Consider the following 18,335-nt stretch of genomic DNA (forward strand, 5'->3'; position numbering starts at 1 on the left):
TGATCCGGAAATTGAGGGCCGGATCAGGTCATGCTGGCCATCGCGTAGCGAAATCTTACGGAGCCAGGGGCGACTACGGCAAGAGGCGATTTCGGATTCCATGATGCGGCACAGCCATATCCTCAAATTACTGCTAACGGGCGGCTTGGCGCTACCCATGCTGGCTGGGCCAGCTTTGGCCAATCCGGTGATCCTGTTCGACCTCAACAGCGGCAAGGTTCTGCAGCACCAGGACGCATTCAAGCGCTGGTATCCCGCTTCGCTGAGCAAGCTGATGACCGCCTATGTCACCTTCCGGGCGATTGCCGCCGGCGAGGTCCAGCTCGATTCACCGATCAAGGTGACCAAGCATTCGGCGGGCGAACCGCCGAGCAAGATGGGCTTCAAGCCGGGCTCGGTGATGCGGCTCGACAATGCGTTGAAGATGATGCTGGTCAAATCGGCCAACGATATCGCCATGGCCATCGGCGAAAACATAGGCGGCTCTCAGGCCGGATTCGCCGTTCGCATGAATGCGGAGGCGGCGCGGCTCGGCATGACCGGATCACATTTCGTCAATCCGAACGGACTGTTTTCGCCGGAGCAGTATACGACGGCGCGCGATCTTGCCCTGCTGGTGATGGCGATCCGCAAGGAATTCCCGCAATACGCCCCCTGGTTCTCGATCGAAGGCCTTGCCGTCGGCAAGAAGGCGATCTCCAACTACAATCTCTTGATCGGGCGCTATCCCGGCGCCGACGGCATGAAAACCGGGTTCGTCTGTCCCTCGGGCTTCAACATGATCGGCTCGGCGACACGCAATGGCCGCACGCTGGTCGCGGTCGTGCTCGGCGAAAAATCGGCGATCAGCCGTGCCGAGACCGCCGCCAGGCTGCTCGACCAGGGCTTTGCCACGCCCGACCCGAACTGGCTCACGGTCGCGGCCATGCCTTCCTATGGCGATACAATGTCACCCAACGACATGCATGATGAGATCTGCAGGAAGAAGGCGCCGCACGAGCAGTCCGAGGCGGCTCCGCCGGTGGCCGCGAAGGGTGCCGACGTGCCGAAATCGCCCTATCAGGAAAAGCTCGACCACGTGCCGACGCTGGTTGCCGTCGGCCTCGGCGGCGCCACCGGGCCGGCGCCGAAGGCGATGCTCGACCAGGGCGGCCAGGAATACGCCGATGTGCCGCTGCCGAGCTGGCGGCCAGACATTCCGGCGCCAAAGGGCGCCGAACCGGCCGTGGTGGGCCAGGCAACCGCGGTGCAGGGCGACCAGCTGGTCAAAGCCGCGAACTAGGCGATGGCTGGCTTTCCGATACCCGTCACGGTGGTCACCGGCTTCCTCGGCGCCGGCAAGACGACATTGCTCAACCGGCTGCTCAAAGATCCGGCACTGGTCGACACGGCCGTCATCATCAACGAATTCGGTGAGGTGGCGATCGACCACCTTCTGGTCGAGCAGGCCTCGGACGGCATCATCCAGCTGTCCGACGGGTGTCTATGCTGCACGGTGCGCGGCGAACTGGTCGACACGCTGGCTGACCTCGTCGACCGGCTGCAGACGGGCCGTATCGCCCGCCTCGCCCGCGTCGTCGTCGAAACCACCGGGCTCGCCGATCCGGCGCCGGTGCTGCAGTCGATCATGGCGCATCCCGCCCTTGTGCAGGCCTTCCGACTTGATGGCGTCATCACGCTGGTCGACGCGGTCAACGGCAATGCGACGCTCGACGGCCATGTCGAGGCGGTCAAGCAGGTGGCGGTCGCCGATCGCATCGTGCTGACCAAGGTCGATCTGGCCAGCGATCCCGGCGACGTCGATGCTTTGCGAACGCGACTCCATCAGCTCAATCCAGGCGCCGTGGTGCTGGACGCCGGCGACGGCCGAACCGGCGTCACGGCGCTGTTCGATTGCGGCCTCTACAATCCGGCGACCAAATCCGCCGATGTCCGGCGCTGGCTCGGCGAAGAAGCCGCCCATGAGCACCACCATCATCATGATCATGACCACGGCGAGCATGAGCACCACCACCGCCACGATTCCCGCGTGCGCTCCTACTCGCTGGTCCATGACGGCCCGGTGCCGTTTTCGGCGATCGAGATGTTCCTCGACCTGCTGCGTTCTGCGCATGGCGACAAGCTTTTGCGGATGAAGGGCGTCATCGAGCTTGCGGAGGACCCGTCGCGGCCGCTTGTCGTCCACGGGGTGCAGAAGATCCTGCATCCGCCGGCGCGGCTGCTGGCCTGGCCGGACGGCCAACGCGGCACCAGGCTGGTGCTGATCACGCTCGATATGCCGGAAGATTATGTGCGCCGGCTGTTTTCCGCCTTCACCAACCGGCCGTCGATCGACACGCCGGATCGCGCGGCGCTGGAGAGCAATCCGCTGGCGATAGCCGGGGGCTGATTCTCAGGCTCGCTATGCGCCGCGTTCGACCAGGAAGCGGTGGCCGCCGCTGACGGCTGATGTTTCAACAAGCTGGTGGCCAGCGTCGGCGCAAAAGGCGGGGATGTCGATGACCGCCAGCGGGTCGGTGGTCTCCAGCCAAAGCCGGCTGCCCGGCTGCATTGCCGCCAGGCGTTTTTTCGCCTTGAGAACGGGCAGGGGGCAGTTCAGGCCCTTGAGGTCATAGATCGCGGTGTGATTTGTTTGTTTGTCTTCATGCATGTCTTTGTCCCAAAACCGCTGCGCACTTTTGGGCGACATGCATCGACAAGGCGAAAAACCTCAGCCGCCGAACATGCCTAGCAGCTTGTTCTTGATCTTCGACATCCGGCTTTCGTCCGCCGGCGGTTCTGCAGGCGCCGCCTCGACGCTCGCAGTGGCGACCGGCTGCTGGGGGGCCTGCTTGGCTGCTTCCTTTTCGGCCAGCGCTTGGGCCTTTGCGGCTTGCTTTTCAGCCAGTGCCTGGGCCTTGGCGGCTTTCGCAGCCTCGATGGCAGCAACCCGCTGTTCCTCGGCCTTGCGCTTGGCTTCCTTCTCTGCGTCCAGCGCCGCCATCTTGCGGCCGGCGGGCGAATCGATGCGGCCCATGCGCGCCGTCTCGGTCAGCGTGCCGTCGGAATTCAGCGACGGCGGTTCGATCGGCACGCGCTCGCCCCGGGCGCGGCGCTTCGACCATTCGGAAACGATGGCGGCTTCCTTGATGCCGGCAATGGTCGGCTTGGGCGCCGGCACGCTGGCTTTGACCGCGCCGGTGAAGGCCGCGTCATAGCTGCTTTGATAGGCGTTGAGTGCGCTCTTCAGCGAATCCGGCTGCGTGGTCGCCGGGCAGGCGCCGGTCGGATCGAATGTCGTGCCCTCGGGCGCCACCTGGTTGAAGACATAGCGCTTGTCGCAGACATCGACTTTCGGCGGCACCTTGGTGATCTCGAAATTGTCGTAACCGACCTTCAGCATCTTCCAGAACTCATAGTTCGGGTCGTTGCGGTAGCGCGCCATGTTGGCGGCGGTCATGCGGAATGGAAAGGCCTGGATCTGGAACTCGGTCTGGCCGCCCTGGAAGGCATCGCGACCAAAAGCGTAGATCTGCTCGATCTGCGGGTCGGTCATCGAATAACAGCCCGACGACGAGCAGGCGCCATGCACCATCAGATTGGCGCCGGTGCGGCCATTGGCACGGTCATAGGCGTTGGGATAGCCGATGTTGAAGGACAGGTGATAGTTCGAGCGCGGATTCATCTGCGACGGGCGGACCGTATAGAAACCTTCCGGCGCCTGGCGGTCGCCCTCCGTGTATTTCGGGCCGAGCTTGCCCGACCATTTGCAGATGTCGTAGCTGGCGACCATCTCGTAGCGGCCGGTGGTCTTGGCCTTCCAGATTTCGAGCTTGCCTTCTTCCTTGAAGATGCGAGCCATCACCGACGAGGTGCGGATCATGCCCTTGGCCTTCATGTCGGCCAGGATCTTGTCCGGCAGCGGCTTGCTGGCTTCCGGCGCAAAATTCTTCATAGAGGAATCGTTGCAGCCGGCAACGCCAAGCGCGGCGATCAGAAGTGCGGTGCGGGCAAGCTTGGTAAACATGGATACGGCTATGTCTTTTTCTCGCGTCACGGGCCGGATAGCGCCCGGTCCTGTATGCTGAACACTGACGGACACCCTAAGCCCGTTAACCTTGAAAATTCCTTACCGCAAGCGTCGGACGGCGTCCCCCACGGCAATTCGCCCGGTGTCACGGATTTTTTATTGAGCCGAATGCGGCGGCATTTTTATGGCGAAATTGCTCCTTGACGCCACATTGCGGTGCGTTGCCCGCCGAAATCAGAGGCTGCGGCCCATCGCCAGGTATTTTTCGCGGCGCTGCTCGCGAAAATCGGTATTGGCGCCGGCAAATTCCTTCATCGTCTTGGCAATGAGGTCGCCGGTGGCGGCGATCACCGTTTCGGGCGCGCGCTGGGCGCCGCCGAGCGGCTCGGCAATGATGGCGTCGATGATCTTCATTTCCAGAAGGTCCTGGGCGGTGATCTTCATGTTGGTCGCCGCATCCTTCGAGCGCGTGGTGTCGCGCCACAGGATCGAGGCAGCGCCTTCCGGCGAGATCACCGAATAGATGGCGTGTTCCAGCATGTAGACGCGGTTGGCGGTGGCGATCGCAATGGCGCCGCCCGAACCGCCTTCGCCGATTACAACCGAAATCGATGGCACTTTGAGGCCGAGGCAGGCCGAGGTTGAGCGGGCGATGGCTTCAGCCTGGCCGCGTTCCTCGGCGCCAACGCCGGGGTAAGCGCCGGCGGTGTCGACCAGCGTCAGAAGTGGGATCTGGAAACGGTCGGCAAGTTCCATCAGCCGCACGGCCTTGCGGTAGCCTTCAGGGCGCACCGAGCCGAAATTGTGCTTGAGCCGGCTCGCCGTGTCGGAGCCCTTTTCCTGGCCGATGACGGCCACCGGTTCGCCGCGGAAGCGGGCGAAGCCGCCGATGATCGCCTGGTCCTCGCCGAAATTGCGGTCGCCGGCGAGCGGCGTGAAATCGCTGAACAGACCCTTGATGTAGTCGAGGCAATGCGGCCTGTCGGTGTGGCGCGCGACCTGCACCTTCTGCCACGGCGTCAGCGCCTTGTAGATGTCGCGCAGCGCGTCGCGCACGCGCTTCTCGAGCCGGCTGATTTCGTCGCCGACGTCGACCGCCTCGCCATTCTCGGCAAGCTTCTTCAGCTCGAGGATCTTGAGTTCAAGGTCCTGCACCGGCTTTTCGAAATCGAGGTAATTGTACATTCTTGAGCGGACCGATGCGTCGGAAGGCAAACATCGCGCAGATGTAGGCTCCGCGCGGGCACGTTGCCCTCACATAGCGATATGAGGCCTAGTCGGCAAGCGGATGATGATCGTTGACCAGCCGCACCAACCGCTCTTCCAGCACATGCGTGTAAATCNCTGCTGCACCGCCCTGAGATCGGCGCCGTTCTGCAGGAGATGGCTGGCGAAAGCATGGCGCAGCACATGCGGCGAAATTTTCGCCGCCGATATGCCGGCCCGCGCGGCAAGGCCTTTGAGGTCGCGGGCAAAGACCTGCCGGGAGAGAAAGCCGCTGTCGCCGGCGGCCGGGAACAGAAACGGGCTGTCGGCGAAAGCCGGCACCGTGGCCCGGGCTGTGAGCCAAGCCCGCATCGCCGTGCGGGCCTTGGCCGACAGCGGCACCATGCGCTCCTTGTCGCCCTTGCCGCGCACCATGAAGAAGCGGTCGTCGCGCTGGGCGACGGTCACCGGCAGGCCGACAAGTTCGGAGACGCGCAGGCCGGTGGCATAGAGCACCTCGACCAAAGCGTGCAGGCGCAGTGCCGCCACCCGGTCGCCATTGACGCCATCGCCTGTCTCAAGCGCCGCACGGTCGAGCAGCCGACCGGTATCGGCCTCGCTCATCGTCTTGGGCAGCGGCCGGCCCTTTTTCGGACTGTCCAGCGTGCCGGTCGGGTCGTCGCGGCGCAAGCCCTCGGCGTAGAGAAACTTGAAGAATTGGCGGATCGCCGACAGTTTGCGCGCCTGCGACGTCGACGCAAAGCCGCGCGCCGCGATATCGTCGAGATAGGCGCGGATGTCGGCTGCGGCGGCAGCGGCAAGCCCGCCGGCAATCTGCTGCGAAGCGTCTTCGAGATCACGGCGGTAGGAAGACAGCGTGTTTGCAGCGGCACCGCGTTCGGCGCTCATCATCTCGAGAAAGGCTTCGATGCGAGCCGCGCTGTTCATGTTCCAGGGGTCAGTTTGGGGTCAGTTTTTCTTGGGGTTCAGCTTTTCCGGTGGAATGCGCACGGTGATTTCGGCTTTTTTCGGCTCGACGAACATCGCCAGCGCCACCATCGTACCATAGGCAATGCCGGCAAGAATCATCATCGTCACGACAAAGCGGAACAGTGTCGGCATCAATCTTCGCCCGTCTTCTTGCTCTGCGATTCCAAGCCCGTGTCCTTATGGGACGCTAATTCCGTCAATTCAAGGACGAAGGGCTCTGCGTGCGAAAGGCGCTATGCTTGACGCAAACGGGCTTTTGATGTCGATACGCCGGCAAAGACGGCTTAGAAACAGCATGGTCTCATGAACGCGTTACCAGCAAATCCTCCCGGCGATAGCCATGCCGCGCTGCTCGACAGGCTGGGAAGCCGCTCGATCGTCTTTGTCGGCCTGATGGGCGCCGGCAAGACGGCGATCGGCCGCAAGGTGGCGACGATGCTGTCGCTGCCCTTCGTCGACAGCGACCAGGAGATCGAAACCGTGTCGCGCATGACGGTGCCGGAATTGTTCGAACGCTATGGCGAGACCGAATTCCGGGCATTGGAGCAGCGCGTCATCCTGCGCGTGCTGGAGAGTGGGCCGCAGGTGCTGTCGACCGGCGGCGGCGCGTTCATGAATGCGCAGACGCGGGAAGCGATCGCCGGGCATGGCGTGTCGGTGTGGCTGAAGGCCGAGATCGACCTGTTGATGGAACGCGTGTCCAAGAAGCAGAACCGGCCGTTGCTCAAAAGCGCCGATCCGCGCGCCGTGCTCGAGCGGCTGATGGGCGAGCGCTACCCGGTCTATGCCACGTCCAACATCACCGTGCCGACACGCGACGACCGCAAGGAGGTCATTGCGACCGAGGTTGTCGACGCGCTGTGCGGGCATTTCGGCATTCCGGCTCCGACTGCGCCGGGCGAGGTGCGGCTGTGAGCGAACCGGTCACTGTCGAGGTCGGCCTTGGCGAGCGTGCCTATGACATCCTGATCGGCCCCGGCCTTTTGGCGCGCGCCGGCGCCGAGATTTCGCGCCGCCTGCCCGGCACGAGAGCGGCGGTGGTCACGGACGATAATGTCGCGGCGGCACATCTCGACGCGCTGAAGGCCGGTCTGGAAACATGCGGCATCCAGCCTGCCGTCATCACTTTGCCGGCCGGCGAAAAGACCAAGAGCTTTGCCCATCTCGAAGAGGTGGTCGACGGCGTGCTCGCCGCCAAGCTGGAGCGCGGCGATGTCGTCATTGCGCTCGGCGGTGGCGTCATCGGCGACCTCACCGGCTTTGCCGCCGGCATCGTGCGCCGCGGCATGAATTTCGTCCAGATTCCAACCTCGCTGCTGGCGCAGGTCGATTCCTCGGTCGGTGGCAAAACCGGCATCAACAGTCCGCGCGGCAAGAATCTGGTCGGTGTCTTCCACCAGCCGAAACTGGTGCTGGCCGATACCGAAGTGCTCGACACGCTGCCGATCCGCGAATTTCGCGCCGGCTATGCCGAGCTTGCCAAATACGGGTTGATCGACCGACCGGCGTTTTTCGCCTGGCTGGAAGCGAACTGGGAAAAGGTGTTCGCTGGCGGACCGGAGCGGGCCGAGGCCATCGCCGAGGCGTGCCGCGCCAAGGCCGATGTCGTCGCCCGCGACGAGTTCGAAACCGGCGACCGCGCACTGCTCAATCTTGGCCACACGTTCGGCCATGCGCTGGAAGGCGCCACACAGTATGACGGCGCCCGCCTCGTCCATGGCGAAGGCGTCGCCATCGGCATGGCGCTGGCGCACCGCTTTTCCGCAAGGCTCAATCTGGCCAGCCCCGACGACGCGGCGCGGGTCGAGGCGCATCTTCGCGCCGTCGGTCTACCCTGGCGGATGGCCGACATCCCTGGTGAGTTGCCCGATGCCGAGGCGTTGCTTGGCTTCATCACCCAGGACAAGAAAGTGTCGCGCGGCGCGCTGACATTCATCCTGACGCGCGGCGTTGGCCAGGCTTTTATTGCCAAGGATGTACCGGCGTCGGAAGTGCTTTCGTTCCTCAGGGAGAACCACCCTGGCCAGGAAAGCCGGCAGCGATGATCAACGAGCCCGGCTGGACCGTCGTCGCCGTCCTTGCCATCCTCATCCTGCTGGTCCTGGCCGTGCGCACGCGCCTGCTTGCCATGTTCGGCTATGAGCTGTCGCGCATCGAGCCGCAGCGCTCGACACAGGACGAGTTGCGCGGCGCGGTCGACGATTTCCGCCGCGACGGCCAGATGGTGCGTGAGGACCGCGACCGTGTCGGCGGGCTGTTCGATCTCGCCGAGCTCGAAGTCTCCGACATCATGGTCCACCGTACCAATATGCGCTCGGTCAATGCCGACAATGGGCCGGAAGCGGTGGTGCGCGAGATCCTGCAAAGCCCGCACACCCGCATGCCGTTGTGGAAAGGCTCGCTCGACAACATTGTCGGCGTGCTGCACGCCAAGGACCTGCTGCGAGCGCTGAACGAGGTCGGCAACGACTTTTCCCGGATCGACGTGATGAAGATCGCGTCGAAGCCTTGGTTCGTGCCCGACACCACCACGCTGCAGGAACAGCTCAACGCCTTCCTGCGCGCCAAGGCGCATTTCGCTATCGTCGTCGACGAATATGGCGAGGTCGAAGGGCTGGTGACGCTGGAGGACATTATCGAGGAGATCGTTGGCGAGATCGCCGACGAGCACGATGTCGACATTCAGGGCGTGAAGCAGGAGGCGGACGGTTCCGTGGTCGTCGACGGCACCGTGCCGATCCGCGATCTCAACCGGGCGCTCGACTGGAACCTGCCTGACGAGGAAGCGACCACCATTGCCGGGCTGGTCATCCACGAGACGCAGTCGATCCCCGAGGAAAAGCAGGCTTTCACCTTCCACGGCAAGCGCTTCGTGGTGATGAAACGCGACAAGAACCGGATCGCCAGGATCAGGATCAGGCCGGCGGGCGAATCCTAAAGGTACCGAGCAGGCCCGCAACAGAACGCTCTTTGCCGAGTTTATGCCGCGATCTGGCTCGTAGACCGTTCGTGGATGGTCGCACCGGTTTGAGCGTCAACTGCAACCAGGCTGACCTCGTAGCCCCAGAGGCTGCGGACATGGCGGAGCGTCGCGTCACGGCTGGCGCCTTCGAGCACAACACCATCCTTTACCCTGTGTTGCAGTCGCAACTGCCGGTCGCCGAGCAGGTCGACATCAATCACCTGGATGTCCGGCCGATTCGCTCCAAGGTCGTAACTGTGGGCAAGCTGGGCGCGTATCTTGTGATAGCCACGTTCGTTGTGGATCGACGCGACTTCGAAATGCGGTTTGTCGGCTCCATCGCCAAGCACGAAGAACCGCCATTTTCGGATCAAGCTCGGGCTGAGGTACTGTCGGATAAAGGATTCGTCGCGGTGGTTGGCCCAGGCCTCAAGCAGGACCTCGCGCCAGTTGCCATGTCCTGCAATGTCCGGGAACCAGTCGCGGTCCTCCGCCGTCGGCTCGGTCGAAATGCGCTGTATGTCCTGCATCATGTCGAGGCCGAGGGCATAGGGATTGATGCCTGAAAACCGGGGATCGTCAAAGGCCGGCTGGAAGATCACGTTCGAATGGTTGCGCAGGATTTCGAGCATGGCACCTTCGCCGATCCGGCCACGATCGAATAGCATGTTCATGAGGGTATAATGCACGAAGGTGGCGCAGCCTTCATTCATGACTTGAGTCTGTCGCTGCGGGTAGAAATATTGCGCGATGACGCGGACGATCCTGATGATCTCGCGCTGCCAGGGTTCCAGGATCAGGCTGTTCTTCTCGAGGAAATAAAGGAGGTTTTCCTCGGGAAGGTTGAGCGATCTCTTGCGCTCCGCCATCCCTTGATCCTCATTGCCGGACTTGTTTTTGTTCTGCGACGGCGGCAGCGTGCGCCACAGATCGTTGTAGGAGCGCTCTTCGTATTCGAGGCGCTCGCGAAGCCCTTCGCGCTGTCGCTCCGACGAGAGCTTTGGCGGCCGGTGGTAGCGGAACACCCCTTGTTCCATCAGCGCATGGGCGGAATCGAGAATGGCCTCCACTGCTGCAAGGCCGTGCCGCTCCTCGCACCGGGCGATGTAGCCCTTGGCGAAGTCCAGATAACCCAGGATTGCCCCGGCGTCGGTCCATTGCTGAAACAGATGATTGTTCTTGAAGAAATGATTGTGGCCAAGCGCCGCGTGGGCCGTCACAAGGGCCTGCAACGCCATGGTGTTTTCCTCCATGAGGTAGACGATGCAGGGATTGGAGTTGATGACCAGTTCATAGGCCAGCCCCCGACCACCCTTACGGTAAAGAAGCTCCTGGTGAAGGAAATGTTTGCCGAACGACCAATGCCGATACATCAGTGGCATGCCGATAGATGAGTAGGCGTCGAGCATCTGCTGGGAGGAGATTATCTCCATCTGGACCGGGTAAGTATCGAGATGCAACTCGTCGACCGCGATCGCCTCGATCTCTTCAAAAGCCCGCGATAATTTCTCGAAATTCCAGTCGGAACCGGAAAACAACAAATTCGTTTCGTTGGCTCGCCTGACCATCTCTCTCTTTCAACCGCTCTTGATGGACACCGGCTGCCTGGCGAAGAGCCGGTGGAAGACCGGGTAAATATCCGCGGGAGCAGCGATGCGGCTCATCTGGAAGTTGGGCCATTTCAGCTCGATCGTACTGTAGGCGCGCCAAAGCGACGTCCCGTTTTCGGTAGCACCGAATATGTGGCTCTCGCGTTCGTCGATGATCTCGACATAGGCGAAATACTGGCACAGGCGCATGAGCTTGCCGTTCATGAGCTCTATGCATCGCTCGGAATCGGTGGTGAAATTGTCCCCGTCAGAGGCCTGCGCGGCGTAAATGTTCCACTCGCCGGCAGGATAGCGCTGGCCGATAATGCGGTGCATTTCGTCGAGCGCGGTGGAGACGATCGTACCGCCGCTCTGCGTGTTGTAGAAGAACGTGTCCTCATCCACTTCGTGCGCCTCATGGGTATGGCGGATGAAGACGATCTCCGTGCGTTCGTAGCGCCGTTTCAAGAACAGGTGCAGCAGCACGAAGAAGCGTTTGGCCAAGTCCTTTTCGCGTTGGCCCATCGATCCGGACACGTCCATAAGGCAGAACATGACGGCATTGGCATTCGGCACCGGCCGGGCGTCGAAGCGGTTGAATCGGATATCGACCGGATCGACAAAGGCAATTCGCCTGCGCCGTCGCTCCAGCCGGTCAAGCTCGTCGCGTAATTCCGCGATGCGCTGGCGCACCGCCGCGCCGGCCGGGGCCGACTCAAGCGTGACGATTTCCCGGAGGATCGCCTCCAGTTCCTGCTGCGTGGGGCGCCTCAGCGCAATGCGCCGGCCTAGGCTGTTGCGCATGGTGCGGCCGGCATTGATGTTGGTCGGGGAACCGGTTGCCGCGAAGCCGGCCCGGCGCGGCTTGAAGGCAAGGATTTCCTTGAGATTGAGCTTAACCAGGTCGGGCAGTTCGAGATCCTCAAAAAAGAGTTCGAGCACCTCCTCGCGTGACAGCACGAAACGAAAATCGTCTTCCGACGCCGTGTTTCCTGGCGACGACGCCGCGCCGCCCCCATGCGGCTTCGGGAGCAGGTCTCCAGGGGAAAAATGCCTGTTGCCCGGAAGGATGTGTCGGCGCCGTCCGCTGGCCCTGTCATCGTTGAAGCTCGGCTCGGCCGTTTTCCTTTCAGGCATGGGCACGGCGTGCTCGGTATCCACGTCGGCGATCCTGCCAGTGCGGATTTGATCGCGAATGCTCCGCTTCAACTCCTCGCGAGCACGCCTGAGGAAGCGCTGTCGATTGCCAAGGCTCTTGTCCTTGGGGTTCAGGCGACGGTCGATGAAGATCGGCATGGAACCATCCGGCTCTGTCAACCCGCCTTGTTCACCCGCATGTACCAGTCCACCAGCCGGCGTACCTGCCGTTCTGTGTAGCCACGCTCGATCATGCGCTGTACGAATTCGTTATGGCGCTTTTCCGTAACGCTGTCTTGCTTGGAGCCGAAGCTGATCACCGGCAAGAGGTCCTCGACCTGTCCGAACATCCGCTTCTCGATGACCTCGCGCAGTTTTTCATAGCTGGTCCATGACGGGTTGCGGCCGTGGTTTCTTGCGCGAGCGCGCAGAGTGAACTTCACCACCTCGTTACGGAAGTCCTTGGGATTGGCGATGCCTGCCGGTTTCTCGACCTGCGAAAGTTCGTTGTCCAGGATCTCCCGGTTGAGGATCTGGCCGGTGTCGGGGTCCTTGTAGTCCTGGTCCTCAATCCAGGCATCCGCATAGGCGATGTAGCGGTCGAAGAGGTTCTGGCCGTATTCGCTATAGGACTCCAGATAGGCCTTCTGGATTTCGTGGCCGATGAACTCGGCGTAGCGCGCCGCAAGCTCCGACTTGATGAATTCAAGATAGGCCGCTTCCGTTTCCTTCGGGAACTGCTCCCGCTTGATCGCCTCCTCCAGAATGTACATCAGATGCACAGGATCGGCGGCGACCTCCTCATTATCGAAGTTGAATGTCTGCGAAAGGATCTTAAAGGCAAAGCGCGTGCTGACGCCCGTCATGCCTTCATCGACGCCGGCGGCGTCGCGATATTCTTGGACCGACTTTGCCCTGGGATCGACTTCCTTCAGATTTTCGCCGTCATAGGCGCGCATCTTGGTGTAGAGCGGCGAGTTGTCGTGCTCGGCCAAGCGCGTCGAAACTGCAAAGCGGCTGAGGATGTCCAAAACTTCAGGGGCACAGGGGCTGGCGGCCAACTCGCTCTCACGCAGCAATTTCTCATAGATCTGCCTCTCTTCGGTGATCCGCAGGCAATAGGGTACCTTGACCACCAGGATGCGATCGAGAAACGCCTCGTTGTTCTTGTTGCTCTTGAACTGTTGCCATTCCGACTCGTTGGAATGGGCGACGATGATCCCCTGGTAGGGAAAGGCGCCGAAATTTTCAGTGCCGTTGTAGCTGCCTTCCTGTGTCGCGGTCAGCAGCGGATGCAGAACCTTGATGGGTGCCTTGAACATCTCGACGAATTCAAGCAGACCTTGCGTGGTCCGGTTCAGGCCACCGCTATAGGAATAGGCATCAGGGTCGGACTGGCTAAAATTTTCCAATTGCCTGATGTCGACCTTGCCGACCAGGGCCGAGACATCCTGATTGTTCTCATCGCCAGGTTCGGTCTTGGCGATGCCGATCTGGCGCAGCCGCGAAGGCATCAGCTTGACGACGCTGAATTTGGAAATGTCGCCAGACAATTCGTCGAGGCGCTTGGCCGCCCATGGCGAAATCATTCCGTTCAGCCGGCGCCGGGCTATGCCGTATTTATCCTCTAGCAGATCACCCATGTGATCGGGATGGAACAGCCCAAGCGGCGACTCGAAAACCGGGCTGATCTGGTTGCCGACCTTCAGCGTGTAGATCGGGCGCTGCTCCATCAGTTTCTTCAGGCGCTCGGCCAGAGAGGATTTGCCGCCGCCGACCGGGCCGAGGAGATAGAGGATCTGCTTGCGTTCTTCGAGCCCCTGCGAGGCATAGCGGAAATATCCAGCTATGCGCTCGATCGTATCCTCCATTCCATAGAAGTCGGAAAAATGAGGGTAGATCTTGAGGGTCCGATTCGCGAAAATGCGGCCGAGGCGCTCGTCTTTGCTGGTGTCAACCAGTTTTGGTTCGCCGATTGCGTCGACCATCCTTTCGGGCGCCGAAGCGTACATCGATTTGTCTTCCCGACAGGCAAGAAGATACTGTTGGATGCTGACCTCTTCGTCCGCCGCATTGGCATAAATTTCCGAAAAAAGATCGAAGACGTCGGATTGGGTTGCACGCATGATGTTCTGCCCTCGGAGCCGATCTGGATTCCAATCGCCTCATCACCTTCAACTGTCGGAAAGCATTGTTGGTTCCCTTCACATGAAGGAGAGTGGCTGCAATCCGGGTAGAAGGCTTGGGAGGAAACATTCGGAGTGGCTGGAATGGCGGGTTGCCCGGTGCTGCGGCGCTGATGGGCGGCGTTGTCGCCGGCCAGCTATCTCGATGGACACAAGCATCCGCCGACCTTCATCGCCTATTCGCGCGCCGAAGGCCGCGACGACCAATCGAAGGCTTTGCCAAACGCCTGCGCGCCATCGGCACTGAAGTGACGCTGTTCGACGGCAACGCCTACACGCATATGTCGATCAATCACGACTTCGGCGAGGACGGCGACGCGTTGACCGCCGCGATGCTGGCCTTCCTGAATGGACCGTCGGTTGATCGCCGGATCCCCGCGAGGCGTCCTGGATCAGACCAAAAGCCCCGGCGGGACATTGCCGACCCGGCGCCTACAGGTGCAATTGTTCCTGAATTGTCGATTGGGAAAGAAAATCATGAATGGCGCCGATCTGCTGTGCGACGTGCTCCTGGCCAATGACGTCACGGTCTGCTTCGCCAATCCTGGCACATCCGAAATGCATTTCGTTGCCGCACTGGACCGCAAACCTCAGATGCGTTGCGTGCTCGGCCTGTTCGAGGGCGTGGTGACCGGCGCCGCCGACGGCTATGCGCGCATGACCGACCGCCCGGCAGCAACGTTGCTGCATACCGGACCGGGTCTCGCCAACGGTTTGGCCAACATCCACAACGCAAGGCGTGCGCGCAGCCCGATGATCAACATTGTCGGCGACCATGCTTCCTACCATCTGCCGCTCGATGCCCCGCTGACCAGCGACATAGAAGGCCTGGGGTCGCCGATGTCGAACTGGGTTGGCCGCGTCAAGGGGCCGGCCGATATTGTGCCGGCCGCCGAGGCGGCTTTCCGCGCCTCACTCACGCCGCCTGGCGTCACGACGCTGATCCTGCCTGCGGATGCGGCCTGGGGCGAAGTTGCTGCGATTTCACCTGGCAAGGTGAAGCTGGAGCCGCCGCCTGCGGTCGACATGGCTGTTGTGCGCACGATCGCCGAAGCAATCCGCGCCGCGCCGGGCCGTGTCGGCATGGTGGTGCGTGGGCAAGCGGCGCGCGCCGATGCACTTGAAATCACAGGGAGAATCTTATCGGGAAGCGATGTCAGGCTGTTCAGTGAGGTTCTGATCGCCCGCATGCAGCGCGGCCGCGGGCGGTTCGCCCCGACCCGCATTCCCTATCCGGTCGATGCGGCGACGGCCATGCTCCGGGATATCGACTTGCTGGTGCTGGTCGGCGCCAAGGAGCCGGTTACCTTCTTCGCCTATCCCGGCAAGCCCGGGCGGCTGGTTCGGGACGATTGCAAGGTGCTTTCGCTGGCGGCGCATGGCCAGGATCTGAAAGCGGCGCTGGAGGCGCTGGCTGCCGAGGTCGGCATCAAGCCGACGCAGCAATTCGCCGCCGCAACCGCCTTTCCAGACGAACCGACGCTGAGCGGCAGACTGACGGACGATGCCATCGCGCTGTCGGTGGCGCGCAAACTTCCGGCCAATGCCATCGTCTGCGACGAAGCGGTCACCTCGGCGAGACGGTTCTTCGCGCTATCCGCCTTTGCGGCGCCGCACGACTACATGATGGGTACGGGCGGATCGATCGGCGGCGGCATTCCGATGGCGACAGGAGCAGCGATCGCCTGCCCGGACCGCAAGGTGATCAATCTCGAGGCCGACGGCAGCGGCATGTACACGGTGCAGGGACTGTGGACCCAGGCCAAGGAAAAGCTTGACGTCGTGACCATCATCTTTTCCAACCGGACCTACGCCATCCTGCATGGCGAAATGAAGAATGTCGGGGTCAATGAGATCGGCGAGAACGCTAGGCGCATGCTCGATCTCGACCATCCGGCGCTGGACTGGGTTGCGCTGGCCAAAGGCATGGGCGTCGAGGCGGCCCGCGCCGACACGTGCGAGCGGTTCGACGCGCTGCTCGACAGTGCCCTGTCGCGTCCGGGACCGTTTCTCATCGAAGCGGTGATCTGAGGCGGAGAGACTTACCAACGGGTCTTTTCGCCGGGTGCAGCCGGTTCGATTGCCAGCGCATGGACGCCGGCTTGCAGCTCCGCTGCGAGCAATTCGTTGACGGCGCGGTGGCGGTCGATGCGGCTCATGCCGGCAAAGACGGATGAGACGATGCGGACGCGAAAATGCGTCTCGCCGGTGCCGTCATAGGCACCGTGATCGTCGGAGCCGTGGTGGTGATGACCGGCATGAAGGTGGCTTTCATTGACGATCGCCAGCCGCTCCGGCGAAAACGCCTTGTTCAGCTTGTCTTCCATCGTCGCCTGTATGGACATCGCCATCTCCCTTCACCATATCTGCAAGGCGTGATCGGGAAATCGGGATCGATCCCGCCGGGCCGCCTCAAAAATCGCCATTCGCCCTGCTTTATGCCGCGATTCAGCGGTTAGGGCGATGATCGCGAAAATGTCAATTCTTGTTTCGCACGTGCGAACAGCCCATAAATGGGTGAGATGAAACCGTACCCCAAATATTTCGAGAAAATTCGGGTCCGTCCCGACAAGGATGCGGAGCTGAAGTCGCACTCGCCGATCTGCCAGTGGGACGGCTGCAAGGAGGCCGGTACCCACCGGGCGCCGGTCGGACGCATGAAGGAAGGCGAGTATTTTCAGTTCTGCTTCGATCATGTGCGCGAATACAACAAGGGTTTCAACTACTTCTCCGGCGTGCCGGACACCGAGATAGCCCGCTTCCAGAAGGAAGCGATGACCGGCCACCGGCCGACATGGAAGATGGGCGTCGCCGGCGCCTCGACGCGCTCCTCGCCCGATTTCGCCCAGCAGCGTTCCGGTCGCGCCGGCTATTACAACCGCATGCGCGATCCCTTCGATCTGTTCAAAGGGCCGAAGGACCCGCGCGAGGCGCGCGAACGCAAGGCCAAGCCGCTTGAGGCCAAGGCGCTGGAAACGCTTGGCCTTGATACAAAGGCGACTGGCAAGGACATCAAGGCGCGCTATAAGGAACTTGTGAAGCGCCACCATCCGGATGCGAATGGCGGCGATAGAGGTTCGGAAGACCGGTTCCGCGATGTGCTGCAGGCCTATCGCGTGCTCAAGCAGGCGGGTTTGTGCTGAGCAACCTAACGGTTCGTGTCGTTTTCCAACTTTCATAAGGGTGGAAAAGGCTCTAAGACCGCCCCCGGACAAAATCGATTGCCGGCGAAATCAGGCATTTCGCCCGTGGAGACTTGGATAGAGATGAACAAGGTCGATCGCGACATCGCCAATTTGCCCGACACGACGGTGTCGGTGAAAGACAAATTCGGCTTCGAGTCCAAGATGGTGGTGCCGGCCTATTCGGTGACCTCGGAACATGTGCCGGACATCGATCCGGATTATCTGTTCGACAAGGCGACGACGCTGGCGATCCTTGCCGGCTTTGCCTACAACCGCCGCGTCATGGTGTCTGGCTATCACGGCACCGGCAAATCGACCCATATCGAACAGGTCGCCGCCCGCCTTAACTGGCCCTGCGTGCGCGTCAACCTCGACAGCCATGTCAGCCGTATCGACCTCGTCGGCAAGGACGCCATCGTCGTCAAGGATGGCCTGCAGATCACCGAATTCCGCGACGGCATCCTGCCCTGGGCCTACCAGCACAATGTCGCGCTCTGCTTTGACGAGTACGATGCCGGCCGTCCGGACGTGATGTTCGTCATCCAGCGCGTGCTGGAATCGTCGGGCCGCCTGACGCTACTCGACCAGAGCAGGGTCATCCGCCCGCATCCGGCGTTCCGCTTGTTTTCGACCGCCAACACCGTTGGCCTCGGCGACACCACCGGCCTCTATCACGGCACGCAGCAGATCAACCAGGCGCAGATGGATCGCTGGTCGATCGTCACCACGCTGAACTACCTGCCGCACGACAATGAGGTGAACATCGTGCTGGCCAAGGCCAAGCACTATCGCGACGGCAAGGGCAAGGACATCGTCAACAAGATGGTGCGCGTCGCCGACATGACGCGCTCGGCCTTCATCAATGGCGATCTGTCGACCGTGATGAGCCCGCGTACCGTCATCACCTGGGCCGAAAATGCCGAGATCTTCGGCAATATCGGCATGGCGTTCCGGCTGACCTTCCTCAACAAATGCGACGAGCTGGAGCGTTCGGTGGTGGCCGAGTTCTACCAGCGCGCCTTCGGCGAGGATTTGCCCGAGAGCGCCGCCAACGTGGTGCTGGGCTGAGCA

The 18,335-nt window shown here is 61.9% G+C and carries 17 protein-coding genes and 1 pseudogene; 9 read left to right on the plus strand and 9 right to left on the minus strand.

The annotated features are described in order from the left end of the window. Nucleotides 1-103 precede the first annotated feature (103 nt). Nucleotides 104-1,282: a D-alanyl-D-alanine carboxypeptidase family protein gene (locus X726_RS151595; protein WP_023670661.1), complete on the plus strand. Its 1,179-nt coding sequence runs from the start codon at nt 104-106 to the stop codon at nt 1,280-1,282. A 3-nt stretch (nt 1,283-1,285) separates the two neighbouring features. Beyond that, nucleotides 1,286-2,389: a GTP-binding protein gene (locus X726_RS151590; protein ID WP_023670662.1), complete on the plus strand. Its 1,104-nt coding sequence runs from the start codon at nt 1,286-1,288 to the stop codon at nt 2,387-2,389. Nucleotides 2,390-2,401: 12 nt separating this feature from the next. Here X726_RS151590 and X726_RS151585 read toward each other — a convergent pair whose 3' ends face one another. The 5 genes and pseudogenes from X726_RS151585 to X726_RS151570 form a co-directional block, all read right to left on the minus strand. After that, a complete protein-coding gene (locus X726_RS151585) occupies nt 2,402-2,650 on the minus strand; it encodes a sulfurtransferase TusA family protein (protein WP_027050749.1) in 249 nt (82 codons plus the stop codon). Nucleotides 2,651-2,710: 60 nt separating this feature from the next. Beyond that, nucleotides 2,711-4,006: a murein L,D-transpeptidase family protein gene (locus tag X726_RS151580; protein ID WP_023670664.1), complete on the minus strand. Its 1,296-nt coding sequence runs from the start codon at nt 4,004-4,006 to the stop codon at nt 2,711-2,713. 237 nt (nt 4,007-4,243) lie between these two features. After that, on the minus strand, nt 4,244-5,194 hold the full coding sequence (locus tag X726_RS151575; protein ID WP_023670665.1) for an acetyl-CoA carboxylase carboxyltransferase subunit alpha: 951 nt from the start codon (nt 5,192-5,194) through the stop codon (nt 4,244-4,246). An 88-nt stretch (nt 5,195-5,282) separates the two neighbouring features. Next, nucleotides 5,283-6,163: pseudogene (locus tag X726_RS01000000167075) on the minus strand (site-specific tyrosine recombinase XerD). Nucleotides 6,164-6,184: 21 nt separating this feature from the next. Continuing rightward, the gene (locus X726_RS151570) at nt 6,185-6,337 is read right to left on the minus strand and encodes a hypothetical protein (protein ID WP_023670666.1); all 153 of its coding nucleotides are present in this window, start codon (nt 6,335-6,337) and stop codon (nt 6,185-6,187) included. 171 nt (nt 6,338-6,508) lie between these two features. Here X726_RS151570 and X726_RS151565 point away from each other — a divergent pair, with 171 nt between their 5' ends. The 3 genes from X726_RS151565 to X726_RS151555 are packed head-to-tail and all read left to right on the plus strand — an operon-like array spanning nt 6,509 to nt 9,143. Beyond that, complete coding sequence (locus X726_RS151565) at nt 6,509-7,120, plus strand: shikimate kinase (RefSeq protein WP_023670667.1); 612 nt, start codon at nt 6,509-6,511, stop codon at nt 7,118-7,120. After that, nucleotides 7,117-8,250, plus strand: coding sequence for a 3-dehydroquinate synthase (gene aroB / locus X726_RS151560; protein ID WP_023670668.1), 1,134 nt, complete (start codon nt 7,117-7,119; stop codon nt 8,248-8,250). Before X726_RS151565 ends, aroB begins: the two co-directional genes overlap by 4 nt. Next, the gene (locus tag X726_RS151555) at nt 8,247-9,143 is read left to right on the plus strand and encodes an HlyC/CorC family transporter (protein ID WP_023670669.1); all 897 of its coding nucleotides are present in this window, start codon (nt 8,247-8,249) and stop codon (nt 9,141-9,143) included. Before aroB ends, X726_RS151555 begins: the two co-directional genes overlap by 4 nt. 41 nt (nt 9,144-9,184) lie before the next feature. Here X726_RS151555 and X726_RS151550 read toward each other — a convergent pair whose 3' ends face one another. The 3 genes from X726_RS151550 to X726_RS151540 are packed head-to-tail and all read right to left on the minus strand — an operon-like array spanning nt 9,185 to nt 14,019. Continuing rightward, nucleotides 9,185-10,735 carry a SpoVR family protein gene (locus tag X726_RS151550; protein WP_023670670.1) on the minus strand — a complete coding sequence of 517 codons (1,551 nt, stop codon included), beginning with the start codon at nt 10,733-10,735 and terminating at the stop codon, nt 9,185-9,187. A gap of 9 nt (nt 10,736-10,744) precedes the next feature. Next, the gene (locus X726_RS151545; protein WP_023670671.1) at nt 10,745-12,052 is read right to left on the minus strand and encodes a YeaH/YhbH family protein; all 1,308 of its coding nucleotides are present in this window, start codon (nt 12,050-12,052) and stop codon (nt 10,745-10,747) included. A gap of 17 nt (nt 12,053-12,069) precedes the next feature. Further along, the gene (locus tag X726_RS151540) at nt 12,070-14,019 is read right to left on the minus strand and encodes a PrkA family serine protein kinase (protein WP_023670672.1); all 1,950 of its coding nucleotides are present in this window, start codon (nt 14,017-14,019) and stop codon (nt 12,070-12,072) included. 152 nt (nt 14,020-14,171) lie between these two features. Here X726_RS151540 and X726_RS1000000171750 point away from each other — a divergent pair, with 152 nt between their 5' ends. Both X726_RS1000000171750 and X726_RS151535 read left to right on the plus strand, forming a co-directional pair. Then, the gene (locus X726_RS1000000171750; protein ID WP_245259876.1) at nt 14,172-14,600 is read left to right on the plus strand and encodes a hypothetical protein; all 429 of its coding nucleotides are present in this window, start codon (nt 14,172-14,174) and stop codon (nt 14,598-14,600) included. After that, nucleotides 14,557-16,110 carry an acetolactate synthase large subunit gene (locus X726_RS151535; protein ID WP_023670674.1) on the plus strand — a complete coding sequence of 518 codons (1,554 nt, stop codon included), beginning with the start codon at nt 14,557-14,559 and terminating at the stop codon, nt 16,108-16,110. Before X726_RS1000000171750 ends, X726_RS151535 begins: the two co-directional genes overlap by 44 nt. A gap of 11 nt (nt 16,111-16,121) precedes the next feature. Here X726_RS151535 and X726_RS151530 read toward each other — a convergent pair whose 3' ends face one another. Next, on the minus strand, nt 16,122-16,424 hold the full coding sequence (locus X726_RS151530) for a BolA family transcriptional regulator (protein WP_023670675.1): 303 nt from the start codon (nt 16,422-16,424) through the stop codon (nt 16,122-16,124). 168 nt (nt 16,425-16,592) lie between these two features. Between X726_RS151530 and X726_RS151525 the strand changes: the two genes are divergently transcribed. Beyond that, entirely contained in the window at nt 16,593-17,222 is a 630-nt protein-coding gene (locus X726_RS151525) for a J domain-containing protein (RefSeq protein WP_032887126.1), read from the plus strand. A gap of 123 nt (nt 17,223-17,345) precedes the next feature. Then, entirely contained in the window at nt 17,346-18,332 is a 987-nt protein-coding gene (gene cobS, locus X726_RS151520) for a cobaltochelatase subunit CobS (RefSeq protein ID WP_023670677.1), read from the plus strand. The last annotated feature ends 3 nt before the right edge of the window (nt 18,333-18,335 follow it).

Source organism: Mesorhizobium sp. LSJC285A00 (assembly GCF_000503155.1).
Classification (GTDB): domain Bacteria; phylum Pseudomonadota; class Alphaproteobacteria; order Rhizobiales; family Rhizobiaceae; genus Mesorhizobium.

What these genes read in the sequence shown, in the direction of transcription:
- X726_RS151595 (WP_023670661.1), top strand. Translation starts at nt 104, where the DNA reads ATGCGGCACAGCCATATCCTCAAATTACTGCTAACGGGCGGCTTGGCG.
- X726_RS151590 (WP_023670662.1), top strand. Translation starts at nt 1,286, where the DNA reads ATGGCTGGCTTTCCGATACCCGTCACGGTGGTCACCGGCTTCCTCGGC.
- X726_RS151585 (WP_027050749.1), bottom strand. Translation starts at nt 2,650, where the DNA reads ATGCATGAAGACAAACAAACAAATCACACCGCGATCTATGACCTCAAG.
- X726_RS151580 (WP_023670664.1), bottom strand. Translation starts at nt 4,006, where the DNA reads ATGTTTACCAAGCTTGCCCGCACCGCACTTCTGATCGCCGCGCTTGGC.
- X726_RS151575 (WP_023670665.1), bottom strand. Translation starts at nt 5,194, where the DNA reads ATGTACAATTACCTCGATTTCGAAAAGCCGGTGCAGGACCTTGAACTC.
- X726_RS151570 (WP_023670666.1), bottom strand. Translation starts at nt 6,337, where the DNA reads ATGCCGACACTGTTCCGCTTTGTCGTGACGATGATGATTCTTGCCGGC.
- X726_RS151565 (WP_023670667.1), top strand. Translation starts at nt 6,509, where the DNA reads ATGAACGCGTTACCAGCAAATCCTCCCGGCGATAGCCATGCCGCGCTG.
- X726_RS151555 (WP_023670669.1), top strand. Translation starts at nt 8,247, where the DNA reads ATGATCAACGAGCCCGGCTGGACCGTCGTCGCCGTCCTTGCCATCCTC.
- X726_RS151550 (WP_023670670.1), bottom strand. Translation starts at nt 10,735, where the DNA reads ATGGTCAGGCGAGCCAACGAAACGAATTTGTTGTTTTCCGGTTCCGAC.
- X726_RS151545 (WP_023670671.1), bottom strand. Translation starts at nt 12,052, where the DNA reads ATGCCGATCTTCATCGACCGTCGCCTGAACCCCAAGGACAAGAGCCTT.
- X726_RS151540 (WP_023670672.1), bottom strand. Translation starts at nt 14,019, where the DNA reads ATGCGTGCAACCCAATCCGACGTCTTCGATCTTTTTTCGGAAATTTAT.
- X726_RS151535 (WP_023670674.1), top strand. Translation starts at nt 14,557, where the DNA reads ATGAATGGCGCCGATCTGCTGTGCGACGTGCTCCTGGCCAATGACGTC.
- X726_RS151530 (WP_023670675.1), bottom strand. Translation starts at nt 16,424, where the DNA reads ATGTCCATACAGGCGACGATGGAAGACAAGCTGAACAAGGCGTTTTCG.
- X726_RS151525 (WP_032887126.1), top strand. Translation starts at nt 16,593, where the DNA reads ATGGGTGAGATGAAACCGTACCCCAAATATTTCGAGAAAATTCGGGTC.
- cobS (WP_023670677.1), top strand. Translation starts at nt 17,346, where the DNA reads ATGAACAAGGTCGATCGCGACATCGCCAATTTGCCCGACACGACGGTG.